Raw genomic sequence first — 21,438 nt, 5'->3', positions numbered from 1 at the left:
CCGTGAAATTCACCCTGTCCTGGCTCAAGGACCATCTCGAAACCGACGCCGACGTCCATGCGGTCGCCGAGGCCATGACCATGGCCGGGCTGGAGGTCGAGCATGTGGCCGATCCGGCCGCCGCGCTCGCCCCGTTCACCGTGGCCAGGATCGTCTCGGCGGCCCGGCACCCCAACGCCGACCGGCTCCAGGTCTGTCAGGTCGAGACCGTCGACGGCATGAAGGAGATCGTCTGCGGCGCCCCGAACGCCCGGGCAGGCCTGACCACCATCTACGCCCCCATCGGCGCCTATGTGCCGGGCCTTGGCGTCACCCTGGTCGAGAAGCCGGTGCGCGGCGTCGTGTCGAACGGCATGCTCTGCTCGGCCTCCGAGTTGAACCTGTCCGAGGAATCGGACGGCATCCAGGAACTCCCGCCCGAGATTCCGGTCGGCACGCCCGTCGCCAAACTGTTCGGCGCCGAGCCCGTCATCGACTTCGAGGTCACGCCCAACCGCCCCGACTGGCTGGGCGTCGCCGGCATCGCCCGCGACCTGGCCGCCGCCGGGGTGGGCAAGCTGAAGCACTATGACGTCGCCACCGTGCGCGGCGGCTTCCCCTCGACCGTTTCAGTCCGGCTCGAGGCCCCGCAACAATGCCCGGTCTTCGCCGGCCGCGTCATCTGGGGCGTGAAGAACGGCCCGTCGCCCGCCTGGCTCCAGACTCGTCTGCAAGCCATCGGCCTGCGCTCCATCAACCGTCTGGTCGATGTCACCAATCTGATCGCCTACGATCGCGCCCGGCCTCTGCACGTCTATGACCTGAACAAGCTGGTCGGCTCCGAGATCGTCGTGCGCGGCGGCCAGATTTCGGCCGCGACGGGCGAACACGAGCATCTGATCGCCCTGGACGGCAAGACCTACACCGTCGACCCGAGCATGAGCGTCATCGCGGACGCCGGCGGCGAACGGCCCATCGGCCTCGGCGGCGTCATGGGCGGGGAGTCCACCGGCTGCTCTGACGAGACCACCGACGTCTTCCTTGAGAGCGCCTGGTTCGACCCCATCGTCACGGCCCAGACCGGCCGCACCCTGACCATCTCGTCGGATGCGCAGTACCGGTTCGCGCGCGGCGTCGACCCGGCCTCGGTCATCCCCGGCATCGAACTGGCCACTCGGCTGATCCTCGACCTCTGCGGCGGCGAGCCGTCCGAGATCGTCCTGGCCGGAGAGCACCCAGCCAACCCGACGCCCTTCGCCTTTGACCCGGCCTACGTCAAACAGCTGTCCGGCATGGACCTCGAGACCGACCGCATCGGCACCATCCTGGGCCAGCTCGGCTTCCTCGTTCAGGCCGCGCCCGCCGGTTCGGACAAGCCCTGGATCGTCACCCCGCCGTCCTGGCGTCGCGACGTCGAGGGCAAGGCCGATCTCGTGGAAGAGGTCGCCCGCATCCACGGCTTCCAGCACCTGCCGAACACCCCGCTGCCCGATCAGGGCGCGCCTTCGAAAGGCGTGCTCAGCCCGCGTCAGGCCCGCGTCCGCACGGCCCGCCGGGCGCTGGCATCGCTGGGCTATGCCGAAGCCGTCACATGGTCCTTCACCAAACAGTCGATCGCGACCCTGTTCGGCGGCGGCGGCGACAAACTGGTCCTTGAGAACCCCATCGCCTCCGACCTCGACTGCATGCGCCCCTCGGCCCTGCCGAATCTGATCCAGGCGGCGGCCCGCAACGCCGCGCGGGGCCACGGCGACGTCGCCCTGTTCGAGATCGGCCCCATCTATCTGGGCGACGAGCCGAACGACCAGCGCACCGTCATCGCCGGCCTCGTCAGCCCCCGCGCGGCCCGCAGCTGGACCGGCGCGGGAGAGGATCCCATGTTCGCGCTCAAGGCCGATCTGATCGCCGTGCTGGATGCGATCGGCGCACCCGTAGCCTCGCTGCAGCTGGCCCAAGGTCAGAACCGCGACTGGTGGCACCCCGGCCGTTCGGCCCGTCTCCAACTCGGCCCCAAGACGATCATCGCCGAGTTCGGCGCCGTCCACCCGCGCGTGCTCAAGGCGCTCGACGCCGACGGCCCGATCCTGGCCTTCGAGATCGTGCTGGACGCCGTCCCCGAGCCCAAGTCCAAGGCGACCAAGGCGCGCGGCAACGCCGACCTGCCGAATCTCATGCCCCTGACCCGCGACTTCGCCTTCGTGGTCGAGGAAGCCAAGGCCGCCGGCGATCTGGTTCGCGCCGTCCAGGGCGCCGACAAGGCCCTGATCGCCGAGGTTCGCGTCTTCGACGTCTATCGCGGTCCGGGCGTGCCCGAGGGCTCCAAGTCCGTCGCGCTCGAGGTCGCGATCCAGCCCCGCGAAGCCACCCTGACCGAAGTGGAGATCGAGGCCCTGTCGGCCAGGATCGTCGCCGCGGCGACCAAGCTGGGTGCGGTGCTCCGCTCCTGACCTGTCCGAACTGCCCGGCGCAGGCTGGGCGGTTCGGGTAAAGGGTTGATCTCCCCGCACGCTTTCGGCCAGAACCAAGCGAAGCAGGGGAGGGCGTCGCCGTGAGCATCAAACCGAGACTGGAAACCGCGTTCGAACGCGCGCTGTTCCGATCGCGCTGGCTGATGGCGCCCTTCTACGTCGGTCTGGCGGCGGCCCTGTTCATGCTGCTGATCGTCTTCGTTCGCGAGCTGATCTATTACGTGCCCCAGGCTTTCACGGCCGGGCACGGCATGAGCTCCAACGACGCCATCCTCGCAGTCCTGTCGCTGGTGGACCTGTCGCTGGCCGGCAATCTGCTGCTGATCGTGATGTTCTCGGGCTACGAGAATTTCGTCTCCAAGCTCGATCTCGAGGGTGAGACGGACCGGCCGCCGTGGATGGGCACGGTCGACTTCTCGGGCCTTAAGATGAAGCTGATCGCCTCCATCGTCGCGATCTCGGGCATCCAGCTCCTGAAATTCTTCATGCATTTCTCCGAGGGCGGCCAGATCAACGAGGTCGAGGCCATGTGGGGCGTCATCATCCACCTGACCTTCGTCGCCTCCGGCGTCATGCTGGCCCTGATGGACTGGATCACCGGCAAGACCGACAAGCACTGAAACGACCCTCTCCGTCCGGGAGAGGGTTCAGATCACCGCGTACCGCTCCTCGATCCCGTCCGGTTCGAAATCATGTTGATCGAGGCTATCCAGGACCCGCTCGAACAACGTCGCAAACCCAACGTCATCCCCCGCCGCCACCGCTGGCAGGAGGAACTCCGTCACCTCCGCCCGCACCGGCAGGGTTCCCACCGGTCCCGGCACGCTGATCGCCATTCTCAAGCCCTCGCCCAGCCATTGCGCCACGGTGTCGAACAGCAGCGCCGACCTCAGGAAGTCGGTCCGCCGCACGACGTACAGCGTCATCTGCCCGGTCAGCAGTCCGTCCGGCCGTACGATGATCCCGCTCAAATCCGGCCGCCACGCCTCGTCCAGCTCCACCACCCGCCAGACGCAGAACCACGTCCGGCACGTCTGGGGCCGCACCGCATGGACCGAACACCCGGCCCCATCCACGCAATAGCCGCACAGCTTGCCCGTCGGCTTCGACAGCTCCGGCAGGTCCAGCGGAATGAAACGGCAGCACTCGACGCAAGGCCCACACTCGCGGCCGGGGATCAGGGGAAGCTCCATCGGCTCCCTCTAGAACCATCCCGACCGCGAGGACACCGCAAGGATCGCGACGACCGTCAGGACCGGGAAGCAGACACCGCGTCGGCGGCGTTCGAGAGTGGGACGCGCCCCCTGTCGCCGATGAAGGGACCAGCTGATGATTGCACTCTTGATGACGGCGGCCCTGACGGGCCCGCTGGAGACCAGCCCGCTTGAGTTCGAGTGCGATGTCGAGGCCTTCCCACCTTACAGGATGAACGTCACCCTCTCACTGCGACCGGGTTCTCTCAACGCCGTCACCCTGTCGGAAACGTTCCGATCCTCATCCACGGCGGTGACGATGGATCACACGGGATGGTCCTGGGAAGACTACAGGCACGACGCCTACGGCACGAACCACATCGACCGTAGGACGCTGGCGTACCGATCGGATCGCGATGGTCATCAGGTGATCGGGCAATGCCGAAAGGCAGACGAGGCCGAGACTCAAGCGGCGCGGGATCGGTAATAGCGGCAAGTCCGGCAACCTCTCGTTAACCTCGCCGCCCCAAGGCTGACGCAAAGCCCGGCGACCTTCCCGTCACGCTCGACAGGGACGGGCCAAGAGATTTGGGGACACCGAAATGCACCGCCGCCACCTGATCCAGACCGGTTTCGCCGCCGCCTCCATGACCGCGCTCGGCGCCTGCGCCACCGGCCCGCGTCAGCCGACCGAGCCGAACTATCCGATCGCCTCGGACGCCAACGCCCAGGCCTATACGGCCGACGAACTGGTCGCGGCCGGCTCGCGCGAGCTCGGCATCGCCGCCGAGGCCATGGGCGCGGCCATCGAACGCATCTTCCGCGACCAGGGCGACGCCCCCACCGCCTATATCGCCGGCGAGGAGGGCGCCGGCGCGGCCGTCATCGGCCTGCGCTACGGCCGCGGCGCCCTGCACATGAAGGACCATTCGGCCTCGCAGGACGTCTACTGGCAGGGAACCTCGATCGGCTGGGACATCGGCGGCAACGCCTCGCGCGTCTTCACCCTCGTCTATGGTCTCTACGCCCCGGACGCGATCTATCGCCGCTACCCGGGCGTGGAGGGCACGGCCTATCTGATCGCGGGTCTGGGCGTGAACTACCAGCGCGCCGACGGCATCGTCCTGGCTCCGGTCCGCACGGGCGTGGGCCTGCGCCTCGGCGCCAACGTCGGCACCATGGCCTACAGCCGCCAGCGCAATATCCTGCCGTTCTAGTCGGACTTACTGGGCCCCGCGGCGGAACGCGACCAGCGCCTGTTCGCGCACGCGGGGGTCGCCCACGGCGATAATGCGCCCGTCGCCCGACACGGCCTCCCCGCGCCAGTCGGTGACCTCGCCCCCGGCCGCCTCGACCACGGGGATGAGGGCGGACCAGTCCCACAGCTTCAGCCCGGTCTCGGCCACCATGTCGATCCGGCCCATGGCCAGCATGGCGTAGGCATAGGCGTCGCAGCCGTAGCGGGCCAGCCGCGCGGCCGCCATCACCTGGGTCCAGGCGCCGAACTCCGGCGGGGTGAAGATCTCCGGCGCGGTCGTGGCGATGATCGCGTCGGTGAGTTTCTCGCAAGCGCGCACGCGGATCGGCCGCGTCTGGCCCCGGCTCATCAGGACCGCGCCCGAAGGTCCGCCCAGGAACAGTTCGCCGATGTACGGCTGGGAGATGGCGCCGACAGTGGATCGTCCACCTTCCCTGAGTGCAATCAGGGTCGTCCACATCGGCAGGCCCGCGATGAAGGCGCGGGTTCCGTCGATGGGGTCCAGGATCCAGACGTGTTCTGCGTCCGGCCGGTCTTCTCCATACTCCTCGCCGATGACCCCGTGGTCGGGATACCGGCTGGCGATCAGTCGCCGGATGGCGGCTTCCGCCCCCTTGTCCGCTTCCGTGACCGGATCGAAGACGCCCGCACCCGCCTTGTTCTCCTCGGCATAGTCGCCCCGGAAGAACGGCAAGGTCACCTTGGCGGCCTCGGCGGCCAGTTCGACGGCGAAGGATTCGAATTCGGTCATAGGTAGGGCTTAGGGCTTAGGGAGTAGGGCTTAGTCAAGCCGCCCTGAACTCACTCCCCTACTAAGCCCTAACACCTACGACCTAAGCCCTAGGAAGCGACCACGTCGCCTTCCGTATGCAGCGACTTCGCCAGGTCGAGCAGACGGCGACGCGGGCGTTCGCCCAGCTGGTAGTAGGCCTGGATCAGGTCGAGGGTTTCCTTGCGGGAAAACATCTCGCCGCCGTTGGCGCCCGCCTGTTCCTTGCGTTCCATCGCCTCGGCCAGGCCGTCGTAGAAATAGCTGATCGGCGTTTCGAGCGCCTCGGCCAGCTGCCACAGGCGGGCGGCCGAGATGCGGTTCGCGCCGCACTCGTATTTCTGGATCTGCTGGAAACGGATGCCGACCTGGATGGCCAGCTGCTGCTGCGTCAGGCCCAGCAGGCGACGACGACGGCGCAGACGGCGGCCCAGGTGGAGATCGATATCGGTGGCCATTGCCCATTCCCCTTGTTCTAGAGGGCTGTGCCAAAGCGGCACGGCTCGCCTGAACTCGCGCAACGACCGTGCCGACTTCGCTTGGCAGGGGAGAACCGTCGAACGCGGATCGACGACGTTGCGAGTCGCAATCAGGCAACCTTGGCCGGTGGTGCGCATTATCGAGGCACCTTAGCTTTGGAAGGAATGGAACTATGGGTCTCGGAATCATCGGCTGGATCGTCATCGGCATCGTCGCCGGCTGGCTGGCTGAAAAAGTCATGGGTCGTAACCACGGCCTCGTCACCAACCTCATCGTCGGCGTCATCGGCGCCCTGCTCGGCGGCTTCATCGCCGGCAACCTGCTCGGCATCGCCGTCGGCGGTTTCAACCTGATCACCCTGCTGGTCGCCTTCCTGGGCGCCTGCCTGCTGCTGTTCCTCCTGGGTCTGGTCAAGCGTCGCGCCTGATCCGATCCTTTCGGACACAAAAGAAGGGGCGGCCCGTCGGGCCGCCCCTTTTTTCGTCGTGCTGCTGAGCGTCGCTTAGCCCTGGGGCGTCGGCGAGGCTTCCGGCTCGGTCGCTTCCGGCTCGGTGGTGTCCTCGGCCGGCTTTGTCACAGGCTGGCCCGGGATCGGCGAAGGATTGGCGGTCGCGTCGCCCGGCGTCGGGGCCATATCGTCCGTGGTCGCCGGAGCCGAGTCCTCCACGACCGGCGCGGTCGCGAACTCGGCGGAGGAAACGCCCACCACGACATCGGCGCCCTGTTGCGTCAGGCCGGCGAGGCCCACCCCGCGCAAAGCTCCGTCAGAACCGCGAACCGTCAGCTCCTGTTCGCCGGCGGCGTTGTTCTGGACGCCTTCCAGCGTACCGAGAACGGCCCCGTCCGAACCCTTGACGCTGGCGCCGGGCTGAAGCTGGATCGAACCCGAGGCCTGGGCCTGGGCAGCCGGAGCGGCAGGCGCGTCCTGGGCCAGGGCCGGAGCGGCGGTGAGAAGGGCGGCGGTCACACCGGCCAGAAGTACGGTCTTGCGGATCATGATTCTGTCGTTTGATGACACGGGACCAAAGCGCCCGCTGACAGACCTAACCACATCCGTTACCGATTGTTTCAGCCGCCCCGAAATGACCTCGGGGTCGCCCCGCATGGCCCGGATCACGCCGGAGTCCGGCCCTCAGAGCATCGCCGGAATGACACGATCGGGCGGACGATGGCCGTTCTGGAACGTCATTACGTTCAAAATGACGCGATCGCCCATGTCCTGGCGCGCCTCCAGGGTGGCCGAGCCGAGGTGGGGCAACAGCACCACGTTCGCATGCCCCATCAGCCCGGGATGAATCGCCGGCTCGTTCTCGTAGACGTCCAGACCGACGCCCGCGATCCCGCGCCGCCCCACCACCTCGGCCAGGGCCGCCTCGTCGATCAGCTCGCCCCGCGCGGTATTGATCAGGATGGCGTGCGGCTGCAGCCGGGCCAGCCGCTCGGCCGACAACAGGTGATGCGTCTCCCTCGTCGCCGGACAGTTCAGCGAGATCACGTCCATCCGCGCCAGCATCTGGTCCAGGTCGTCCCAGTAGGTCGCGCCGAGTTCCTCTGCGATCCGCTCCGAGACGGGCTTGCGGTTATGATAGTGGACCTGCATCCCGAAAGCCCTGGCTCGCCGCGCCAGGGCCTGGCCGATCCGGCCCATGCCGACGATGCCCAGCCGCTTGCCCCAGAGCTTGCGCCCGCACATCCAGGTCGGGGTCCAACCCTGGAAGTCCCCGCTTTGGACGATATTGGCGCCCTCCACCAGTCGACGGCTGACCGCGAGGATCAGGCTCATCGCCAGATCGGCGGTGTCCTCGGTCAGGACGCCGGGCGTATTGGTGACGATGATGCCGCGCGCGACGGCTGCATCGATGTCGATGTGGTCCACACCCGCGCCGAAATTGGCGATCATCTTCAGCTGATCGCCGGCCTTGGCGATCAAGTTCGCGTCGATCTCGTCGGTGATGGTGGGCGCCAGGACATCGGCCCTCTGCACCGCCGCTTCCAGCGCCGCCCGGTCCATCGGGACGTCTTTCAGGTTCAGTTCCGCGTCGAAAAGTTCGCGCATCCGCGTCTCGACCGCGTCGGGCAACCTTCTGGTTAAGACGACCTTAAGCCGGGGGTGGGACATGGGGACCTTGGATGATTTCGCGGGCGTCGCAGGGCGGGCCGCGTGTGACGGATCCCAGCCGGTGTCTAGCAAGTCTCGCAGCCGCTTCCAAAGCCTCTCGCGTCGCATCGCCGGCGCAGGCGCGATCCTGTGCCTCGGCGTCATGGCCGGAGCCGGCGCCACCATGCCCGACGGCCGCCCGACCCCGACCGGCCTTGAGGTGCCGCGCTGGGTTTCGCTCAAGTCCTCCGAAGTCCGCGCCCGCACCGGACCCGGTCTCGACTACGGCATCCTGTGGGAATACCGCGCCGCCGGCCTGCCGATCCAGGTCATCGCCGAGACCCGCGAGTGGCGTAAGATCTGCGACCCCGAAGGCTCCGTCGCCTGGGTCCACCGCAGCGTCGTCTCGGCCCGTCGCGGCGCCTTCAACGCCTCGACCGACGAAATCCCGGTCCGTTCGCATCGCTCCGAAGAGGCCGGCGTCAAGGCCCGCTTCTCGCCCCGCTCGGTCATCTCGCTCGACGACTGCAAGGACGGCTGGTGCGAGGTCCGTGCGAGGAAACTGCGCGGCTGGGTTCCCGAAAGTTCGATCTTCGGCGCCGGCGACCGCCCTCTGTGCGACGCGTCCCGCCCGGCGGGGGAAGCAGAATAACAACCCTCTCCCTCTGGGAGACGGCGCAGACGGCCACACCCATCAACAGACACCCGAATTCGCCCAACGAAATCAACGCCCGGCTCTGATTAGGACCTATATTGCAGGCGCCCCGGATTCCTCCGTTACACTGCTCCCATCCCGTCGTTGGGGAAGGCGTCCTGGGCCCAGGACCCGGACGTGCGGCGGGGCCGATCGCAACGGGGTTGTCCGAGGGGCGTGAAACCTCGGAGCCCGGCGGGCCTGAGCCCGCCGCCCGTCGCGGGCCTATCGCCTGAGGGTCCAAAGGACCCGGGACCTGTGCCGACCTTCGCCGAGGCGGAGAGACCGGCCCTCCCGGGGTGTCCGTACACCCGCTGGGCGACGCTCGCGGACCCGGTCGGGGACGGAGCCTCGGCGCGAGCCGAAAAACATTCATCGGTCCCCGTAACGCGAAAGCAGGGGGCCACCTCGGTTCCGGGCGACCGCCCAGGCTCCGTCGACTTCCCCACACCCGTTCGCAGCGGAGGAGCGATGAGGCGCGCCTCCCTCTCCCGCCGGGAGAGGGAGTTCCCGGCCAAACCGCCAAGCGTCCCGTCCCTGCACGGTTGAGCCGCCCGCCCCCCTCGTGTAACTCCGGCGCAACACAGGGGCCCGAGTCTCGCCGCCGCGCGTTGTCTCAGTCTCGAACACCTGGAGCCGCGACCGTCTTGAGCACCTCGAAATACCCTTCGTCGTTCGACCACGCCGCCCTCCTGGCCTCGGGCCGTGGCGAGCTGTTCGGGCCGGGCAACGCCCAGCTGCCGGCCCCGCCGATGCTGATGTTCGACCGGATCACCCAGATCAACGGCGACGGCGGCGAACACGGGAAGGGCTATGTCGAGGCCGAACTCGACATCCATCCAGACCTCTGGTTCTTCCAATGCCACTTCATCGGCGACCCGGTCATGCCGGGCTGCCTGGGCCTCGACGCCATGTGGCAGCTGGTCGGTTTCTACCTCGGCTGGATCGGCGGTCCCGGTCGCGGCCGGGCGCTCGGCGTCGGCGAGGTCAAGTTCACGGGCCAGGTCCAGCCGGATGTGAAGAAAGTCACCTACAAGATCACCCTCAAGCGGGTCATCAACCGTCGCCTCGTCATGGGCATCGCCGACGGGGTGATGGAAGCCGACGGCGTGCCTATCTATACGGCCACGGACATGCGCGTCGGCCTGTTCCAGGCGGGCGAATCCGCCACCGACGCCTGACCAACACACAATAACCGCGGTCAACGCGGATCAAGACTGACAAGAGAAGGAAACTCTAATGCGGCGTGTCGTCGTCACGGGTCTGGGCATCGTCTCCTCCATCGGCACCGGCCGGGAAGAGGTCACGGCCTCTCTGCGCAATGCCAAGTCGGGCGTGGTCTCGGCTCCCGATCACATCCAGCATGGCTTCCGCTCCCAGGTCTGGGCGCCCCCGTCGCTGGGCGTCACGGCCGAGGACTGGGCGCCGCTGGTGGACCGTCGCGCGGCCCGCTTCCTCGCCAACGGCACGGCCTGGGGCCACATCGCCTTCGAGGAAGCGCTGAAGGATTCCGGCATGACCCCGGAAGAGATCAAGGACGACCGCATCGGCCTGATCGTTGGCGAGGGCGGGCCCTCCACCCAGGTGATCCTGCAGGCGGCCCAGACCACGGTCGAGCGCGGCTCGCCCAAGCGCATCGGCCCGTTCGCGGTGCCCAAGGCCATGGCGTCCGGCCCCTCGGCGGTCCTGTCGACCTGGTTCGAGATGCGCGGCATCAACTATTCGATCTCCTCGGCCTGCGCGACCTCGGTCCACTGCATCGGCGCCGGCGCCGAACAGATCCAGTGGGGCAAGCAGGACGTCGTCTTCGCCGGCGGCTGCGAGGACATCGACTGGTCGATGTCGAACATGTTCGACGCCATGGGCGCCATGTCCTCCAACTTCAACGACACCCCCTCGGTCGCGTCCCGCGCCTATGACGCCAATCGCGACGGCTTCGTCATCGCCGGCGGCGCCGGCATCGTGGTGCTGGAAGAGTACGAGCGCGCCGTCGCTCGCGGCGCGAAGATCTACGGCGAGGTCGTCGGCTACGGCGCCAACTCCGACGGCTACGACATGGTCGCCCCGTCGGGCGAAGGCGCGGCCCGTTGCATGCGCATTGCTCTCGAACAGGCGGGCGACCGCAAGATCGACTACCTCAATCCCCACGGCACCTCGACCCCGGTCGGCGACGCCAAGGAGATGGGCGCGGTGCGCGAGGTCTTCGGCTCCGACATGCCGATGATCTCCTCGACCAAGTCGCTGACGGGCCATTCGCTGGGCGCCGCCGGGGCGCAGGAGGCGATCTATTCGCTGCTGATGCTCGACAACGACTTCGCCTCGGAAAGCGCCCACATCGAGACCCTCGATCCCGAGTTCGAGGGCATGCCGATCCTGCGCCAACGCCACGACGGCGCGATGACCACGGTCATGTCCAACAGCTTCGGCTTCGGCGGCACCAACGGCACGGTCATCTTCTCGAAGGTCTAGACCCACGCATACACGTCCGGCCTCAAGCAGCGAGCGACCGCGTCGCGAGCGGTAGGCCACTAAAAAGGAAGACGATCCATGGCCGGTGAATCCAGCTGGAACATGCCCGCAGGCGAACTCATGAAGGGCAAGAAGGGCCTGGTCATGGGGGTCGCCAACTCCAACTCCATCGCCTGGGGCATCGCCTCCCAGCTGGCGGCGCAGGGCGCCGAGCTGGCCTTCACCTACCTCGGCGAGGGGCTTGAGCGCCGTGTGCGCCCGTTGGCCGAAAGCGTCGGCGCCAAGCTGCTGATCCAGGCCGACGTCACCGACGACGCCTCGATGGACGCGGCTTTCGACCAGCTGGAAGCCGAGTTCGGCACGATCGACTTCGTCGTCCACTCCGTGGCGTTCGCCAACAAGGACGAGCTGAAGGGCTCCTTCATCGAGAACACCAGCCGCGACAGCTTCCTGCTGGCGATGAACATCTCCTGCTTCAGCTTCGTCGACGTCGCCAGACGCGCCTCGAAGCTGATGCCGAACGGCGGGTCGATGATCACCATGACCTACCTCGGCTCCGAGCGGGCCATCCCCAACTACAACACCATGGGCGTGGCCAAGGCGGCGCTGGAAGCGGCGACCCGCTACATCGCCCGCGACCTGGGTCCCAAGGGCATCCGCGTCAACGCCATCTCGGCCGGCGCCATGCGCACGCTGTCGCTCGCCGGCATCTCGGGCGGCCGGGGCATGATCAGTCAGGGCCGCGCCATGTCGGCCATGAAGGAGGACACCTCGATGGAGGGCGTCGCCGGCGCCGCCCTGTGGCTGTGCTCCGACCTCGGCTTCTCGACCACGGGCGAAGTCATCCATGTCGACGCCGGCTTCCACATGATGGGCCTGGCCGGGGACGATGAGGGCTGACCCTGTGGTTGCTCCCCGCCGCCAATCCTTTAGTGTCCTGAGCCAAGTATTCGGCGAGGGCTGATTCAGCCTCGCCCCGGGCCCCGAGACGACATGCAACTGACCATCGAACGTTCCGCGCTCCTGAAGGCCCTCGGCCACGTTCAGAGCGTGGTCGAGCGTCGGAACACTATTCCGATCCTGTCCAACGTCCTGCTGTCGGCGGGCCGGGACAAGCTGAGCTTCGCCGCCACAGACCTCGACATGGAGATGGTCGACGAGGCCGAGGCGACCGTCCAGGTCGAGGGCCAGATCACCGCCCCGGCCCACACCCTCTACGAGATCGTCCGCAAGCTTCCCGACGGGGCCGAGGTCGCCCTGACCTACAACGGCGACGACCCGCGCCTGACGGTCCAGGCGGGCCGGTCCAAGTTCAACCTGCCGGTCCTGCCGGCGGGCGACTTCCCGGTCATGTCGACCGAGAACTCGGGGACCCGCTTCACCCTGATGAAGGAAGACCTGGCGCGGCTGATCGACAAGACCCGCTTCGCCGTCTCGACCGAAGAGACCCGCTACTACCTGAACGGCCTCTACCTCCACACGGTGGCGGAGGCAGGCATTCCGCTGCTGCGGGCCGTGGCGACCGATGGTCACCGTCTGGCCCTAGCCGAGACCCCGGCGCCGGAGGGTGCGGCGGGTGGTCCCGGCGTGATCGTGCCCAGGAAGACCGTCGATCAGGTTCGCCGCCTGCTCGACGACGGCTCCGGCCCGGTCGAGGTCCAGGTCTCGCCGCAGAAGATCCGCTTCGAGTTCGGGGCGGCCTCCCTGACCTCCAAGGTCATCGACGGCGCCTTCCCCGACTACATGCGCGTCATCCCCAAGGGGAACGACAAGCAGGCCGATATCGACAACGCCGTCTTCGCCTCGGCCGTCGACCGCGTCGCCACCATCTCGGCCGAGAAGAGCCGCTCGGTGAAACTGGCCTTCGAGCTGGACCGCGTCACCCTGACCGTCCGCAACATGGAAGCCGGGCAGGGCGTCGAGGAGGTCGAGATCGGCTATTCCGAGGCTCCGTTCGAGATCGGTTTCAACGCCCGCTACCTGCTGGACGTCGCCGGCCAGATCACGGGCGAGAACGCGACCTTCATGTTCGCCGACCCGGCCAGCCCGACCCTGGTCCTCGACCCAGGCGATCCGGGCGTCCAGTATGTGCTGATGCCGCTGCGGGTCTAAGCCCGGGGCGGCGGGTTCGCCCCTCGTGATCACCTCCCTCACCCTCACCGATTTCCGGTCCTATGCGTCCGCGAGCCTGCCGATCCCGGCGGGGCCGGTGGTGCTGCATGGGCCGAACGGGGCGGGCAAGACCAATCTGCTGGAGGCGCTGAGCCTGTTCACCCCCGGCAAGGGGCTGAGGGCGGCGACGGCGCAGGAGATGGGGCGGCGTGAGCCGGGCGAGGTCGGGGGAAGGGCCTGGGCCGTGGCCCTGACCCTGGACTATGAGGGTGACGAGGTGCGGCTGGGCACCGGGGTGCAGGTCGCCGGAGCCGGGCGGCGGATGGTGCGGATCGACGGGGAGACGGCCCAGCCAGGGCGGTTGCTCGACTTTCTGCGGCCGGTCTGGGCGACGCCGGAGCAGGATCGACTGTTTTCGGACGCGCGGGCCGAGCGGCTGAAATTCTTCGACCGGCTGGTGTTCGCGGCGGAGCCCGGTCACGCAGCTGTGGTGTCGGGCTACGAAAAGGCGCTGCGCGAGCGGCTGCGGCTCCTCATCGACGGGGCCGAGGGGCGCGAGGCCGACCCGCTGTGGCTGGATGCGCTGGAGGCGCGGCTGTCCGAGACTGGAGCACGAGCGGCCATGGCGCGGGCCCGGGCGCTGAGCGTGCTTCAGGCCGCGATCGACGCCCGGTCCGAGCGGCCGTTTCCGCAAGCCGATCTGGCCCTGGTCGGAGAGACCGAACAGCTGGCGGCGGAGGGGGCCGACGAGGCGGCTCTGGCAGGCGCGATCCGCGAAGGTATGCTGAAGGCGCGGAACCGCGACGGGGCGGCGGGTCGCTCGCTGTTCGGGCCGCACCGGGCCGATCTGACGGCCCTGCATCGCGAGAAGAACCGGCCGGCGGCGGAGGGGTCTTCGGGAGAGCAGAAGGCGTTGGTGTTGAACCTGATCCTGGCTCAGGTCGGGCGGCTGTCGGGCGGGGCGGCCCGGCCGATCCTGCTCTTGGACGAGGCGCCGGCGCACCTGGATGCGGGACGGCGGGCGGCCCTGTTCGACGAAATCACAGCTTTGGGGCTGCAGGCCTTCATGACCGGGACAGAGGCCGATCTGTTCGAGCCCCTGGCCGGACGCGCCGCCTTCGTCCGGGTCGAAGGCGGCGCGCTGACGCCGGGTTAGGCCGTCGCCGGATTGGCCTCGCCCTCGACACGAGGGTTGGGGGGCTTGCCCCCGATCCTGTCCATGAAGGCGAAGACGAACGGGTTCAGCGAAATCGACAGCAGGGCGGCGGCGAGGATCAGGTCGTGGGTCTCCTGACGCAGGGCGCCGAGCGAGACGCCAAGTGCGGCGAGGATAAAGGAGAACTCCCCGACCTGGGCCAGGCTGGCGCCGACCGTCAAGCCGGTGGCGCGGTCCAGGCCGAACAGTTTGGTGATGGCCAGCGCCGCGATGGTCTTGCCGACGATGACGATGCCGAGGACGCCCAGCACCGAAAGGGGCCGCTCAACGATGATCATCGGGTCGAACAGCATGCCGACCGAGACGAAGAACAGGACGGCGAAGGCGTCGCGGAGCGGCAGGGACCGCTCGGCCGCATTGTGACCCAGAGGCGTGCCGTTGAGCACCAGGCCGGCCAGGAAGGCGCCGAGCGCGAAGGAGTGGAACAGGTAGTAGGCGACCCAGGCGATGCCGAGCGCGATGGCCAGGACGCCGAGGGTGAACAGCTCGCGCGACCGGGTATGGGCGATGCGGACCAGCACCCAGGGGAGGACGCGGCCCCCGACGAAGAGCATGGCGGCGACGAAGCCAGCGACCTTCACCAAGGTCCAGCCGACGTTGAGCGCAAGCTGACCCGGATCGACCGCCTCGCCTTCCTGGATGATGATCATGGGCAGCATGACCAGGGCGATGACGATGACCAGGTCCTCGACGATCAGCCAGCCGACGGCGATGCGCCCGACCTCGCCCTTGTTCTGACGCCGCTCTTCAAGGGCGCGCATCAGGACAACGGTAGACGCGACCGACAGGGCGAAGCCCATCAGCAGGCCTTCCATGTCCGACATCCCCATGAGGAAACGGCCCAGAGCCCAGCCCATGACGGTGGCCGAGGCGATCTGGACCAGGGCACCGGGCAGGGCGACCTTCCTGACCTTCATCAGGTCGGCGGGCGAGAAATGCAGGCCCACGCCGAACATCAGGAGGATGACGCCGATCTCCGCCAACTGGGGTGCAAGCGTGGTGTCGGCGACGAAACCGGCCGTATGCGGACCCACGATCACGCCGGCGATCAGATAGCCGACGAGGGGCGACAGCTTCAGCCGGTTGGCCAACATGCCGAACACAAAGGCCAGCACAAATCCGCCGACCAAGGTGGAAATCAGGCTGTCGGCATGCGGCATCGGCGCTCCTACGATGGGCGGGGTGTCTCTTGATGGGTGAGCGCAACATATTGGGGCTGAAGCGTCGCGGCACAAGGCGGCAAAACGCCTCTACGGCTCGCTTTTTGCCGTAGGATTCCTATATAAACGACGCATCCGGACGGCCTGATTCAGACCTCCGGCGAATGCCATTTTTCAGCGGGTCGGATGTCGCGCGGCGACGTCCGTCAGGCCCGCGTCCCCGGACGACTGAATGACCGACCAGACCCCCACCGATCGCCATGAAGACACGGCCGAAGAGGCCGCCTACGGCGCGGAATCCATCAAGGTTCTCAAGGGCCTGGATGCCGTTCGCAAACGCCCGGGCATGTATATCGGCGACACCGACGACGGCTCGGGCCTGCACCACATGGTCTATGAGGTGGTCGACAACGCCATCGACGAGGCTCTGGCCGGTCACGCCGACCTGGTTGAGGTGATCCTGAACGCCGACGGATCGGTGACCGTGACCGACAACGGGCGCGGCATCCCGGTCGACATCCACGCCGAAGAGGGCGTCTCGGCGGCCGAGGTCATCATGACCCAGCTGCACGCGGGCGGGAAATTCGACCAGAACTCCTACAAGGTCTCTGGCGGCCTCCACGGCGTGGGCGTGTCGGTGGTCAACGCCCTGTCCGACTGGCTGAAGCTGGTGATCTTCCGGAACGGCAAGCGCCACGAGATGAAGTTTGAGCGCGGCGACACGGTCGAGAGCCTGGTCGTCACCGGCGATGCGCCGTTGCGCGACAACGGCAAGGTGCTGTCGGGGACGCAGGTGACCTTCTATCCGTCGGTGACGACCTTTTCGCACATCGACTTCGATCTGAAGACGCTGGAGCACCGCCTGCGCGAGCTGGCCTTCCTGAACTCGGGCGTGGTCATCAAGCTGCAGGACCACAGGCACGCCGAGCCGATCGACATCCTGCTGCACTACGAGGGCGGGGTGGAGGCCTTCGTGCGCCACCTCGACAAGTCCAAGACGCCGCTGCTGAAGGACGTGATCGTCATTCGCGGCAAGCGCGACAACATCGAAATCGACATGGCACTGTGGTGGAACGACTCCTACCACGAGACGATGTTGTGCTTCACCAACAACATCCCCCAGCGCGACGGAGGCACCCACCTGTCGGCCTTCCGCACCAGTCTGACGCGGGTCATGAGCGCCTATATGGAAAGCTCGGGCGCCCTGAAGAAGGAGAAGGTCGCGCCGTCCGGCGAGGACGCGCGCGAGGGCCTGACCTGCGTCCTGTCGGTCAAGGTGCCGGATCCCAAATTCAGCTCCCAGACCAAGGACAAGCTGGTCTCGTCGGAAGTGCGCCCGGCCGTCGAGGGCCTGTGCACCGAAGGCCTGTCGCAGTGGTTCGAGGAACACCCGGTCGAGGCCAAGGCTATCGTCGCCAAGATCATCGAGGCGGCCTCCGCCCGTGAAGCGGCCCGCAAGGCCCGCGACCTGACCCGCCGCAAGTCGGCGCTGGATATCTCCAGCCTGCCCGGCAAGCTGGCCGACTGTCAGGAACGCGATCCGGCCAAGTCCGAACTGTTCATCGTCGAGGGCGACTCGGCCGGCGGCTCGGCCAAGCAGGCGAGGAACCGCGAGAACCAGGCCGTCCTGCCGCTGCGGGGCAAGATTCTGAACGTGGAGCGGGCGCGGTTCGACCGGATGCTGTCGTCCGAGCTGATCGGGACCCTGATCCTGGCGCTGGGTACGGGCATCGGTCGGGACGACTTCGACGCCGACAAGCTGCGCTATCACAAGATCATCCTGATGGCCGACGCCGACGTCGACGGGGCGCACATCCGGACCCTGCTGCTGACCTTCTTCTACCGGCAAATGCCGGAGCTGATCACGCGCGGCCACGTCTACATCGCCCAGCCGCCGCTCTATAAGGTCTCGAAGGGCAAGCAGAGCCGCTACCTGAAGGATCAGGCGGATATGGACGCCTATCTGATCGAAGAGGGTTCGGCGGAGGCCGAACTGGACCTCGTGAACGGCGAGCGCCGCATGGGGCTGGACCTGCAGTCGCTGGTCCGCGAGGCCAAGGCCTATTCAGCGGGCGTCGATCGCCTGAGCCAGCGCGCCCCGGCCTTCGCCATCGAACAAGCGGCCCTGGCCGGTCTGTTCGAGGAGAACAGCGACGTGGTCGCGACCTCGGCGGCGGCCGCCGAACGCCTGAATCTCTACGCAGAAGAGGGGGACGGGGTCTGGACGGGCGCGCCGGGCGAACAGGGGGCGGTGGTCTTCAGCCGCACCCGCCGCGCGGTGCAGGAGACGATCGTGCTGGAAGAGACCCTGATCCGGTCGCTGGACGCCCGCCGTCTGGCCGAGCGGGCCCATGCCTTCGACGGTGTGTTCGCCGCGCCCGCCACCTATCGGCGGAAGGACAAGTCCACGACCATTCGCGGGCCGCTCGACCTGTTGAACGCGGTGCTGGAAGCCGGCAAGAAGGGCCTGTCGATCCAGCGCTACAAGGGTCTGGGCGAGATGAACCCTGAGCAGCTGTGGGAAACGACGCTGGACGTCAACGCCCGCACCCTGCTGCAGGTCAAGGTCGAGCATGGCGACGACGCCGACGACCTGTTCGCCAAGCTGATGGGCGACGTGGTCGAACCGCGCCGCGAGTTCATCCAGGAGAACGCCCTCGACGCGGCGGTGGACGTCTAAGGGTCGGTGGTAGGGCTTAGTGAGTAGGGATTGGTCAGGTCCGCCCTCCTCTAAGCCCTAAGCTCTGAAATCTACGGCCTTCCCGCGTCGATATAGGCCTTCACCGTCGGGAAGGTGGGCGGCTCGGGGCGCATGTCCTCGCAGGCGATCTGACGGATGGCGTCATCGAAGCTCTGCGCGGCGATGGGCTCCCACGGCTCATCGGTCGCATAGGGCTCTTCGGGGACGCCGTCCTCGGAGGCTTCGCTGGACAGGACCACATGCGACTGTCGGGCCGAGCAACGGATGCCGAACTGGTCCAGGGTGTGGGTGTAGTCGCCGGACGCGCTGTCGGTCGGGATGCGCGCGACCATGACGGTCGCCTCGTCGCCGGTCTTCACCACGCTGTTGACGTCGATCAGGTAATGACGCTGCGCCCCGCGCGAGAAGATCCACCATTCGGGTCCGGGCGGAGCCGCGGGCGTGGCGGGCGACGCGTCGAGCGCCTCGACAGGAGGCGGGGGCGGGGCGACCTGCGCCGCAGCGACGCCGGCCCACAACGCGGCGCCCAAAGTGACCGCGTTCAGAACGGCCGCATATTTCTGGACAGTCATGAATACTCCCCGGATGACTTTTTCCGGACATATTTCGCGCCTGTCGGACGAGAAGATCAAGGGTCGTGGTCAACCGTTCGCCCACTTCGCCGTTCAGGGTCCTGACATGCTACGCGCCCTGATCGTCTCATTCGTCCTGTTCCTGGTCCCGGCCGTCGCGACGGCGCAAGCGCCGGCGTTTCGATCGGACCGGATCGTGGTGACCACGCAGGGCGAGGGCCCGGACGTCATTCTGATCCCGGGGCTGGCGTCGACCAGCGAGGTGTGGTCGCGCACGGCCAACCGGCTGGACGACCGCTACCGCGTGCATCTGGTGTCGGTCCGAGGGTTCGGCAACGTGCCGGCCGGAGCCAATGGAGATGGAGCCCTGGTAGCCCCGGTGGCGGCCGAGCTCAGGCGCTACATCGCCTCCCAAAGGTTGGAGCAACCAGCCGTCATCGGCCATTCGATGGGCGGGCTGGTGGCGCTGAGGGCTGCCGCAGACGCCGGGCGGGACCGCCGGGGCGCACAGGTCGGCCGCGTCATGGTGGTTGATGCGACGCCCTTCTTCCCGTCCCTGATCAGCCCGGGCGCCACGGTCGGCGACGTCGAGCCCCTGGCCCGGATCGCCTATCAGGCCCTGCTTTTCCTGGGCGACGAGGCTCTGCGGACGCAGGGGACGGTGCTGGGCGACCAGTTGGGCGGGGCGGCGGACAATGTCTTCGGCTCGCTGGGCTGGCAGGGCGGCGACCGACAGGTTCTGGCCCAGGGCCTGTACGAGGTGATGACCACGGACCTGCGAAGCCGCCTGCCCGACATCTCGGCGCCGGTGACGGTGGTCTACGGCTGGAGTCCCGACGACGCCTCGCCGCGCGCTCATCTGGATGGTCTGTTCGCCGCCGGTTATCGAAACCTGCGCCGCCCCGCCCGGTTCGAGAGGATCGAGGGCGCCGAACACATGGTGATGATCGACCAGCCGACGCGGTTCATGGCGGCGCTGAACCGTTTCCTGAGCTAAAGCCAGCCGGCCCGTGTCTCGCGGTCCAGCATCTCTTCATACGACGGGCGCGCCCGGACGACGGCCCAGCGGTTGCCGTCGACCAGAACCTCGGGGACCAGGGGCCGGGAGTTGTACTCGCTCGACATGGTCGCGCCATACGCCCCCGCGCCGGTGAAGACGACGAGGTCTCCGGCCTGGAGCTGCGGCAGGACGCGCCCCCGGGCGAAGGTGTCGCCGGTCTCGCAGACGGGACCGACGATGTCGTAGGCGATCTCGGCCCCCTCGCGCGGGACGACGGGCTTCATCTCGTGAAAGGCGTCGTACATGGCGGGGCGCAGCAGGTCGTTCATGGCCGCGTCGAGAACCAGGAAGCGACGGCCGTCGGCACGCTCGGTGATCTGGATGACGCGGGTCAGCAGGACGCCGGCGTTGGCGGCGAGAAGGCGGCCGGGCTCGAAGGCAGCCTCGACGTTCAGGCCGTCGAGGACGCGTGCGACCATCGCGGCGTATTCGGCGGGCGAGGCGGTCTTGGCCCCGCCGGTGTAGGGCACGCCCAGGCCGCCGCCGAGGTCGATGCGAGGCACGGGCAGGCCCTGTTGACGCAGGGTCTCGGTCAGCTTGCGCAGCAGGCCGAAGGCGGACTCCAGCGGGGTCAAGTCGGTGATCTGGCTGCCGATGTGACACCCCAGACCTACGGGGTTCAGGTGCGGGCTGGCCGCCGCGCGGGCGTAAAGGTCCAAGGCTTCGTCGGCGGGGACGCCGAACTTGTCGCCCTCTCCGCCCGTCGTGATCTTGGCGTGGCCGCCGGCGCCGATCTTGGGATTCACGCGGATGGCGATGTCGGCGACGACGCCCATGCCCGCCGCGAGGGCCGCCAGGCGGTCGAGCTCGGGCACGCTCTCGACATTGATCTGGCGTACCCCGACCTCGAGCGCGAAGGTCAGTTCAGCGTCGGTCTTGCCCACGCCCGAGAAGATGATGCGACCAGCGGGGATGCCTGCCTTCAGCGCGCGACGGATTTCGCCCTCGGAGACCGTGTCCGCGCCGCAGCCGAGCCGGGCAAGCGTCGCCAGCACCGACAGGTTGGAGTTCGCCTTGACCGCATAGGCGATCAGGCTGTCGCCCAGCACCGACGGATGGGCGTCCAGCGCCTCGCGCAGCACGGTGTAGTGCCGCGTCAGGGTGGCGGTTGAATAGACATAGACCGGCGTGCCGACCTCGGCCGCCAGGGTGCTCAGGTCGACGCCCTCCGCGTGGAGGGCGCCGTCCCGTAGGTCGAAATGGTCCAAG

At 67.8% G+C, this 21,438-nt stretch carries 21 protein-coding genes; 13 read left to right on the top strand and 8 right to left on the bottom strand.

Translation table 11 applies throughout. The annotated features are described in order from the left end of the window. Positions 1–2: 2 nt before the first annotated feature. Together pheT and O5O43_RS13315 are read left to right on the top strand one after the other, a co-directional pair. The gene (gene pheT / locus O5O43_RS13320) at positions 3–2,426 is read left to right on the top strand and encodes a phenylalanine--tRNA ligase subunit beta (RefSeq protein WP_271084378.1); all 2,424 of its coding nucleotides are present in this window, start codon (positions 3–5) and stop codon (positions 2,424–2,426) included. A 101-nt stretch (positions 2,427–2,527) separates the two neighbouring features. Next, positions 2,528–3,067, top strand: coding sequence for a TIGR00645 family protein (locus tag O5O43_RS13315; protein WP_271084377.1), 540 nt, complete (start codon positions 2,528–2,530; stop codon positions 3,065–3,067). Between the two features lie 27 nt (positions 3,068–3,094). On the opposite strand, the gene O5O43_RS13310 is transcribed toward O5O43_RS13315, so the two are convergent. After that, positions 3,095–3,640, bottom strand: a complete 546-nt coding sequence (locus tag O5O43_RS13310) for a hypothetical protein (RefSeq protein WP_271084376.1) — start codon at positions 3,638–3,640, stop codon at positions 3,095–3,097. Positions 3,641–3,776: 136 nt separating this feature from the next. Here O5O43_RS13310 and O5O43_RS13305 point away from each other — a divergent pair, with 136 nt between their 5' ends. Both O5O43_RS13305 and O5O43_RS13300 read left to right on the top strand, forming a co-directional pair. Further along, positions 3,777–4,127, top strand: coding sequence for a hypothetical protein (locus O5O43_RS13305; RefSeq protein ID WP_271084375.1), 351 nt, complete (start codon positions 3,777–3,779; stop codon positions 4,125–4,127). A 115-nt stretch (positions 4,128–4,242) separates the two neighbouring features. After that, entirely contained in the window at positions 4,243–4,857 is a 615-nt protein-coding gene (locus O5O43_RS13300) for a DUF1134 domain-containing protein (RefSeq protein WP_271084374.1), read from the top strand. 6 nt (positions 4,858–4,863) lie between these two features. On the opposite strand, the gene hisN is transcribed toward O5O43_RS13300, so the two are convergent. Both hisN and O5O43_RS13290 read right to left on the bottom strand, forming a co-directional pair. Beyond that, positions 4,864–5,649 carry a histidinol-phosphatase gene (hisN, locus tag O5O43_RS13295; RefSeq protein WP_271084373.1) on the bottom strand — a complete coding sequence of 262 codons (786 nt, stop codon included), beginning with the start codon at positions 5,647–5,649 and terminating at the stop codon, positions 4,864–4,866. An 89-nt stretch (positions 5,650–5,738) separates the two neighbouring features. After that, positions 5,739–6,125 carry a helix-turn-helix transcriptional regulator gene (locus O5O43_RS13290; protein ID WP_271084372.1) on the bottom strand — a complete coding sequence of 129 codons (387 nt, stop codon included), beginning with the start codon at positions 6,123–6,125 and terminating at the stop codon, positions 5,739–5,741. 194 nt (positions 6,126–6,319) lie between these two features. Between O5O43_RS13290 and O5O43_RS13285 the strand changes: the two genes are divergently transcribed. Then, positions 6,320–6,574 carry a GlsB/YeaQ/YmgE family stress response membrane protein gene (locus tag O5O43_RS13285; protein ID WP_271084371.1) on the top strand — a complete coding sequence of 85 codons (255 nt, stop codon included), beginning with the start codon at positions 6,320–6,322 and terminating at the stop codon, positions 6,572–6,574. Positions 6,575–6,649: 75 nt separating this feature from the next. Here the strand turns inward: O5O43_RS13285 and O5O43_RS13280 are convergent, their stop codons facing one another. Together O5O43_RS13280 and O5O43_RS13275 are read right to left on the bottom strand one after the other, a co-directional pair. Then, complete coding sequence (locus tag O5O43_RS13280; RefSeq protein WP_271084370.1) at positions 6,650–7,144, bottom strand: superoxide dismutase; 495 nt, start codon at positions 7,142–7,144, stop codon at positions 6,650–6,652. A 135-nt stretch (positions 7,145–7,279) separates the two neighbouring features. Continuing rightward, on the bottom strand, positions 7,280–8,266 hold the full coding sequence (locus O5O43_RS13275) for a D-glycerate dehydrogenase (RefSeq protein WP_271084369.1): 987 nt from the start codon (positions 8,264–8,266) through the stop codon (positions 7,280–7,282). Between the two features lie 61 nt (positions 8,267–8,327). Here O5O43_RS13275 and O5O43_RS13270 point away from each other — a divergent pair, with 61 nt between their 5' ends. The 6 genes from O5O43_RS13270 to recF all read left to right on the top strand — a co-directional run bounded on the left by O5O43_RS13270 (position 8,328) and on the right by recF (position 14,676). Next, positions 8,328–8,897, top strand: coding sequence for an SH3 domain-containing protein (locus O5O43_RS13270; RefSeq protein ID WP_271084368.1), 570 nt, complete (start codon positions 8,328–8,330; stop codon positions 8,895–8,897). Between the two features lie 689 nt (positions 8,898–9,586). Beyond that, a complete protein-coding gene (gene fabA / locus O5O43_RS13265; protein ID WP_271084367.1) occupies positions 9,587–10,120 on the top strand; it encodes a 3-hydroxyacyl-[acyl-carrier-protein] dehydratase FabA in 534 nt (177 codons plus the stop codon). Between the two features lie 58 nt (positions 10,121–10,178). Further along, the gene (gene fabB / locus O5O43_RS13260; RefSeq protein WP_271084366.1) at positions 10,179–11,408 is read left to right on the top strand and encodes a beta-ketoacyl-ACP synthase I; all 1,230 of its coding nucleotides are present in this window, start codon (positions 10,179–10,181) and stop codon (positions 11,406–11,408) included. Between the two features lie 102 nt (positions 11,409–11,510). Next, positions 11,511–12,308 carry an enoyl-ACP reductase gene (locus O5O43_RS13255; RefSeq protein WP_271086438.1) on the top strand — a complete coding sequence of 266 codons (798 nt, stop codon included), beginning with the start codon at positions 11,511–11,513 and terminating at the stop codon, positions 12,306–12,308. Between the two features lie 93 nt (positions 12,309–12,401). Then, on the top strand, positions 12,402–13,520 hold the full coding sequence (gene dnaN / locus O5O43_RS13250) for a DNA polymerase III subunit beta (protein WP_271084365.1): 1,119 nt from the start codon (positions 12,402–12,404) through the stop codon (positions 13,518–13,520). 25 nt (positions 13,521–13,545) lie between these two features. Further along, the gene (recF, locus tag O5O43_RS13245) at positions 13,546–14,676 is read left to right on the top strand and encodes a DNA replication/repair protein RecF (RefSeq protein ID WP_271084364.1); all 1,131 of its coding nucleotides are present in this window, start codon (positions 13,546–13,548) and stop codon (positions 14,674–14,676) included. Here the strand turns inward: recF and O5O43_RS13240 are convergent. Beyond that, positions 14,673–15,896: a cation:proton antiporter gene (locus O5O43_RS13240; RefSeq protein ID WP_271084363.1), complete on the bottom strand. Its 1,224-nt coding sequence runs from the start codon at positions 15,894–15,896 to the stop codon at positions 14,673–14,675. The genes recF and O5O43_RS13240 overlap by 4 nt on opposite strands. Before the next feature lie 232 nt (positions 15,897–16,128). Between O5O43_RS13240 and gyrB the strand changes: the two genes are divergently transcribed. Beyond that, positions 16,129–18,576: a DNA topoisomerase (ATP-hydrolyzing) subunit B gene (gene gyrB, locus O5O43_RS13235; protein ID WP_271084362.1), complete on the top strand. Its 2,448-nt coding sequence runs from the start codon at positions 16,129–16,131 to the stop codon at positions 18,574–18,576. 71 nt (positions 18,577–18,647) lie between these two features. Here gyrB and O5O43_RS13230 read toward each other — a convergent pair whose 3' ends face one another. Continuing rightward, positions 18,648–19,169, bottom strand: a complete 522-nt coding sequence (locus tag O5O43_RS13230; protein WP_271084361.1) for a hypothetical protein — start codon at positions 19,167–19,169, stop codon at positions 18,648–18,650. A 13-nt stretch (positions 19,170–19,182) separates the two neighbouring features. On the opposite strand from O5O43_RS13230, the gene O5O43_RS13225 reads away from it, so the two are divergent. Continuing rightward, the gene (locus tag O5O43_RS13225) at positions 19,183–20,166 is read left to right on the top strand and encodes an alpha/beta hydrolase (RefSeq protein WP_271084360.1); all 984 of its coding nucleotides are present in this window, start codon (positions 19,183–19,185) and stop codon (positions 20,164–20,166) included. Here O5O43_RS13225 and lysA read toward each other — a convergent pair. Then, entirely contained in the window at positions 20,163–21,437 is a 1,275-nt protein-coding gene (gene lysA, locus O5O43_RS13220) for a diaminopimelate decarboxylase (RefSeq protein WP_271084359.1), read from the bottom strand. The two genes, O5O43_RS13225 and lysA, sit on opposite strands and share 4 nt — an antisense overlap. Position 21,438 lies beyond the last annotated feature (1 nt).

This window comes from Brevundimonas sp. NIBR11 (assembly GCF_027912535.1).
Lineage (GTDB): Bacteria > Pseudomonadota > Alphaproteobacteria > Caulobacterales > Caulobacteraceae > Brevundimonas.
This window is presented reverse-complemented; position numbering and strand designations above follow the sequence as displayed.

Coding starts and splice junctions, on each gene's coding strand:
- O5O43_RS13310 (WP_271084376.1), bottom strand. CDS start 3,640: ATGGAGCTTCCCCTGATCCCCGGCCGCGAGTGTGGGCCTTGCGTCGAG.
- O5O43_RS13230 (WP_271084361.1), bottom strand. CDS start 19,169: ATGACTGTCCAGAAATATGCGGCCGTTCTGAACGCGGTCACTTTGGGC.
- O5O43_RS13305 (WP_271084375.1), top strand. CDS start 3,777: ATGATTGCACTCTTGATGACGGCGGCCCTGACGGGCCCGCTGGAGACC.
- O5O43_RS13225 (WP_271084360.1), top strand. CDS start 19,183: ATGACTTTTTCCGGACATATTTCGCGCCTGTCGGACGAGAAGATCAAG.
- O5O43_RS13255 (WP_271086438.1), top strand. CDS start 11,511: ATGCCCGCAGGCGAACTCATGAAGGGCAAGAAGGGCCTGGTCATGGGG.
- O5O43_RS13280 (WP_271084370.1), bottom strand. CDS start 7,144: ATGATCCGCAAGACCGTACTTCTGGCCGGTGTGACCGCCGCCCTTCTC.
- O5O43_RS13285 (WP_271084371.1), top strand. CDS start 6,320: ATGGGTCTCGGAATCATCGGCTGGATCGTCATCGGCATCGTCGCCGGC.
- O5O43_RS13300 (WP_271084374.1), top strand. CDS start 4,243: ATGCACCGCCGCCACCTGATCCAGACCGGTTTCGCCGCCGCCTCCATG.
- O5O43_RS13290 (WP_271084372.1), bottom strand. CDS start 6,125: ATGGCCACCGATATCGATCTCCACCTGGGCCGCCGTCTGCGCCGTCGT.
- fabB (WP_271084366.1), top strand. CDS start 10,179: ATGCGGCGTGTCGTCGTCACGGGTCTGGGCATCGTCTCCTCCATCGGC.
- hisN (WP_271084373.1), bottom strand. CDS start 5,649: ATGACCGAATTCGAATCCTTCGCCGTCGAACTGGCCGCCGAGGCCGCC.
- O5O43_RS13240 (WP_271084363.1), bottom strand. CDS start 15,896: ATGCCGCATGCCGACAGCCTGATTTCCACCTTGGTCGGCGGATTTGTG.
- dnaN (WP_271084365.1), top strand. CDS start 12,402: ATGCAACTGACCATCGAACGTTCCGCGCTCCTGAAGGCCCTCGGCCAC.
- gyrB (WP_271084362.1), top strand. CDS start 16,129: ATGACCGACCAGACCCCCACCGATCGCCATGAAGACACGGCCGAAGAG.
- O5O43_RS13275 (WP_271084369.1), bottom strand. CDS start 8,266: ATGTCCCACCCCCGGCTTAAGGTCGTCTTAACCAGAAGGTTGCCCGAC.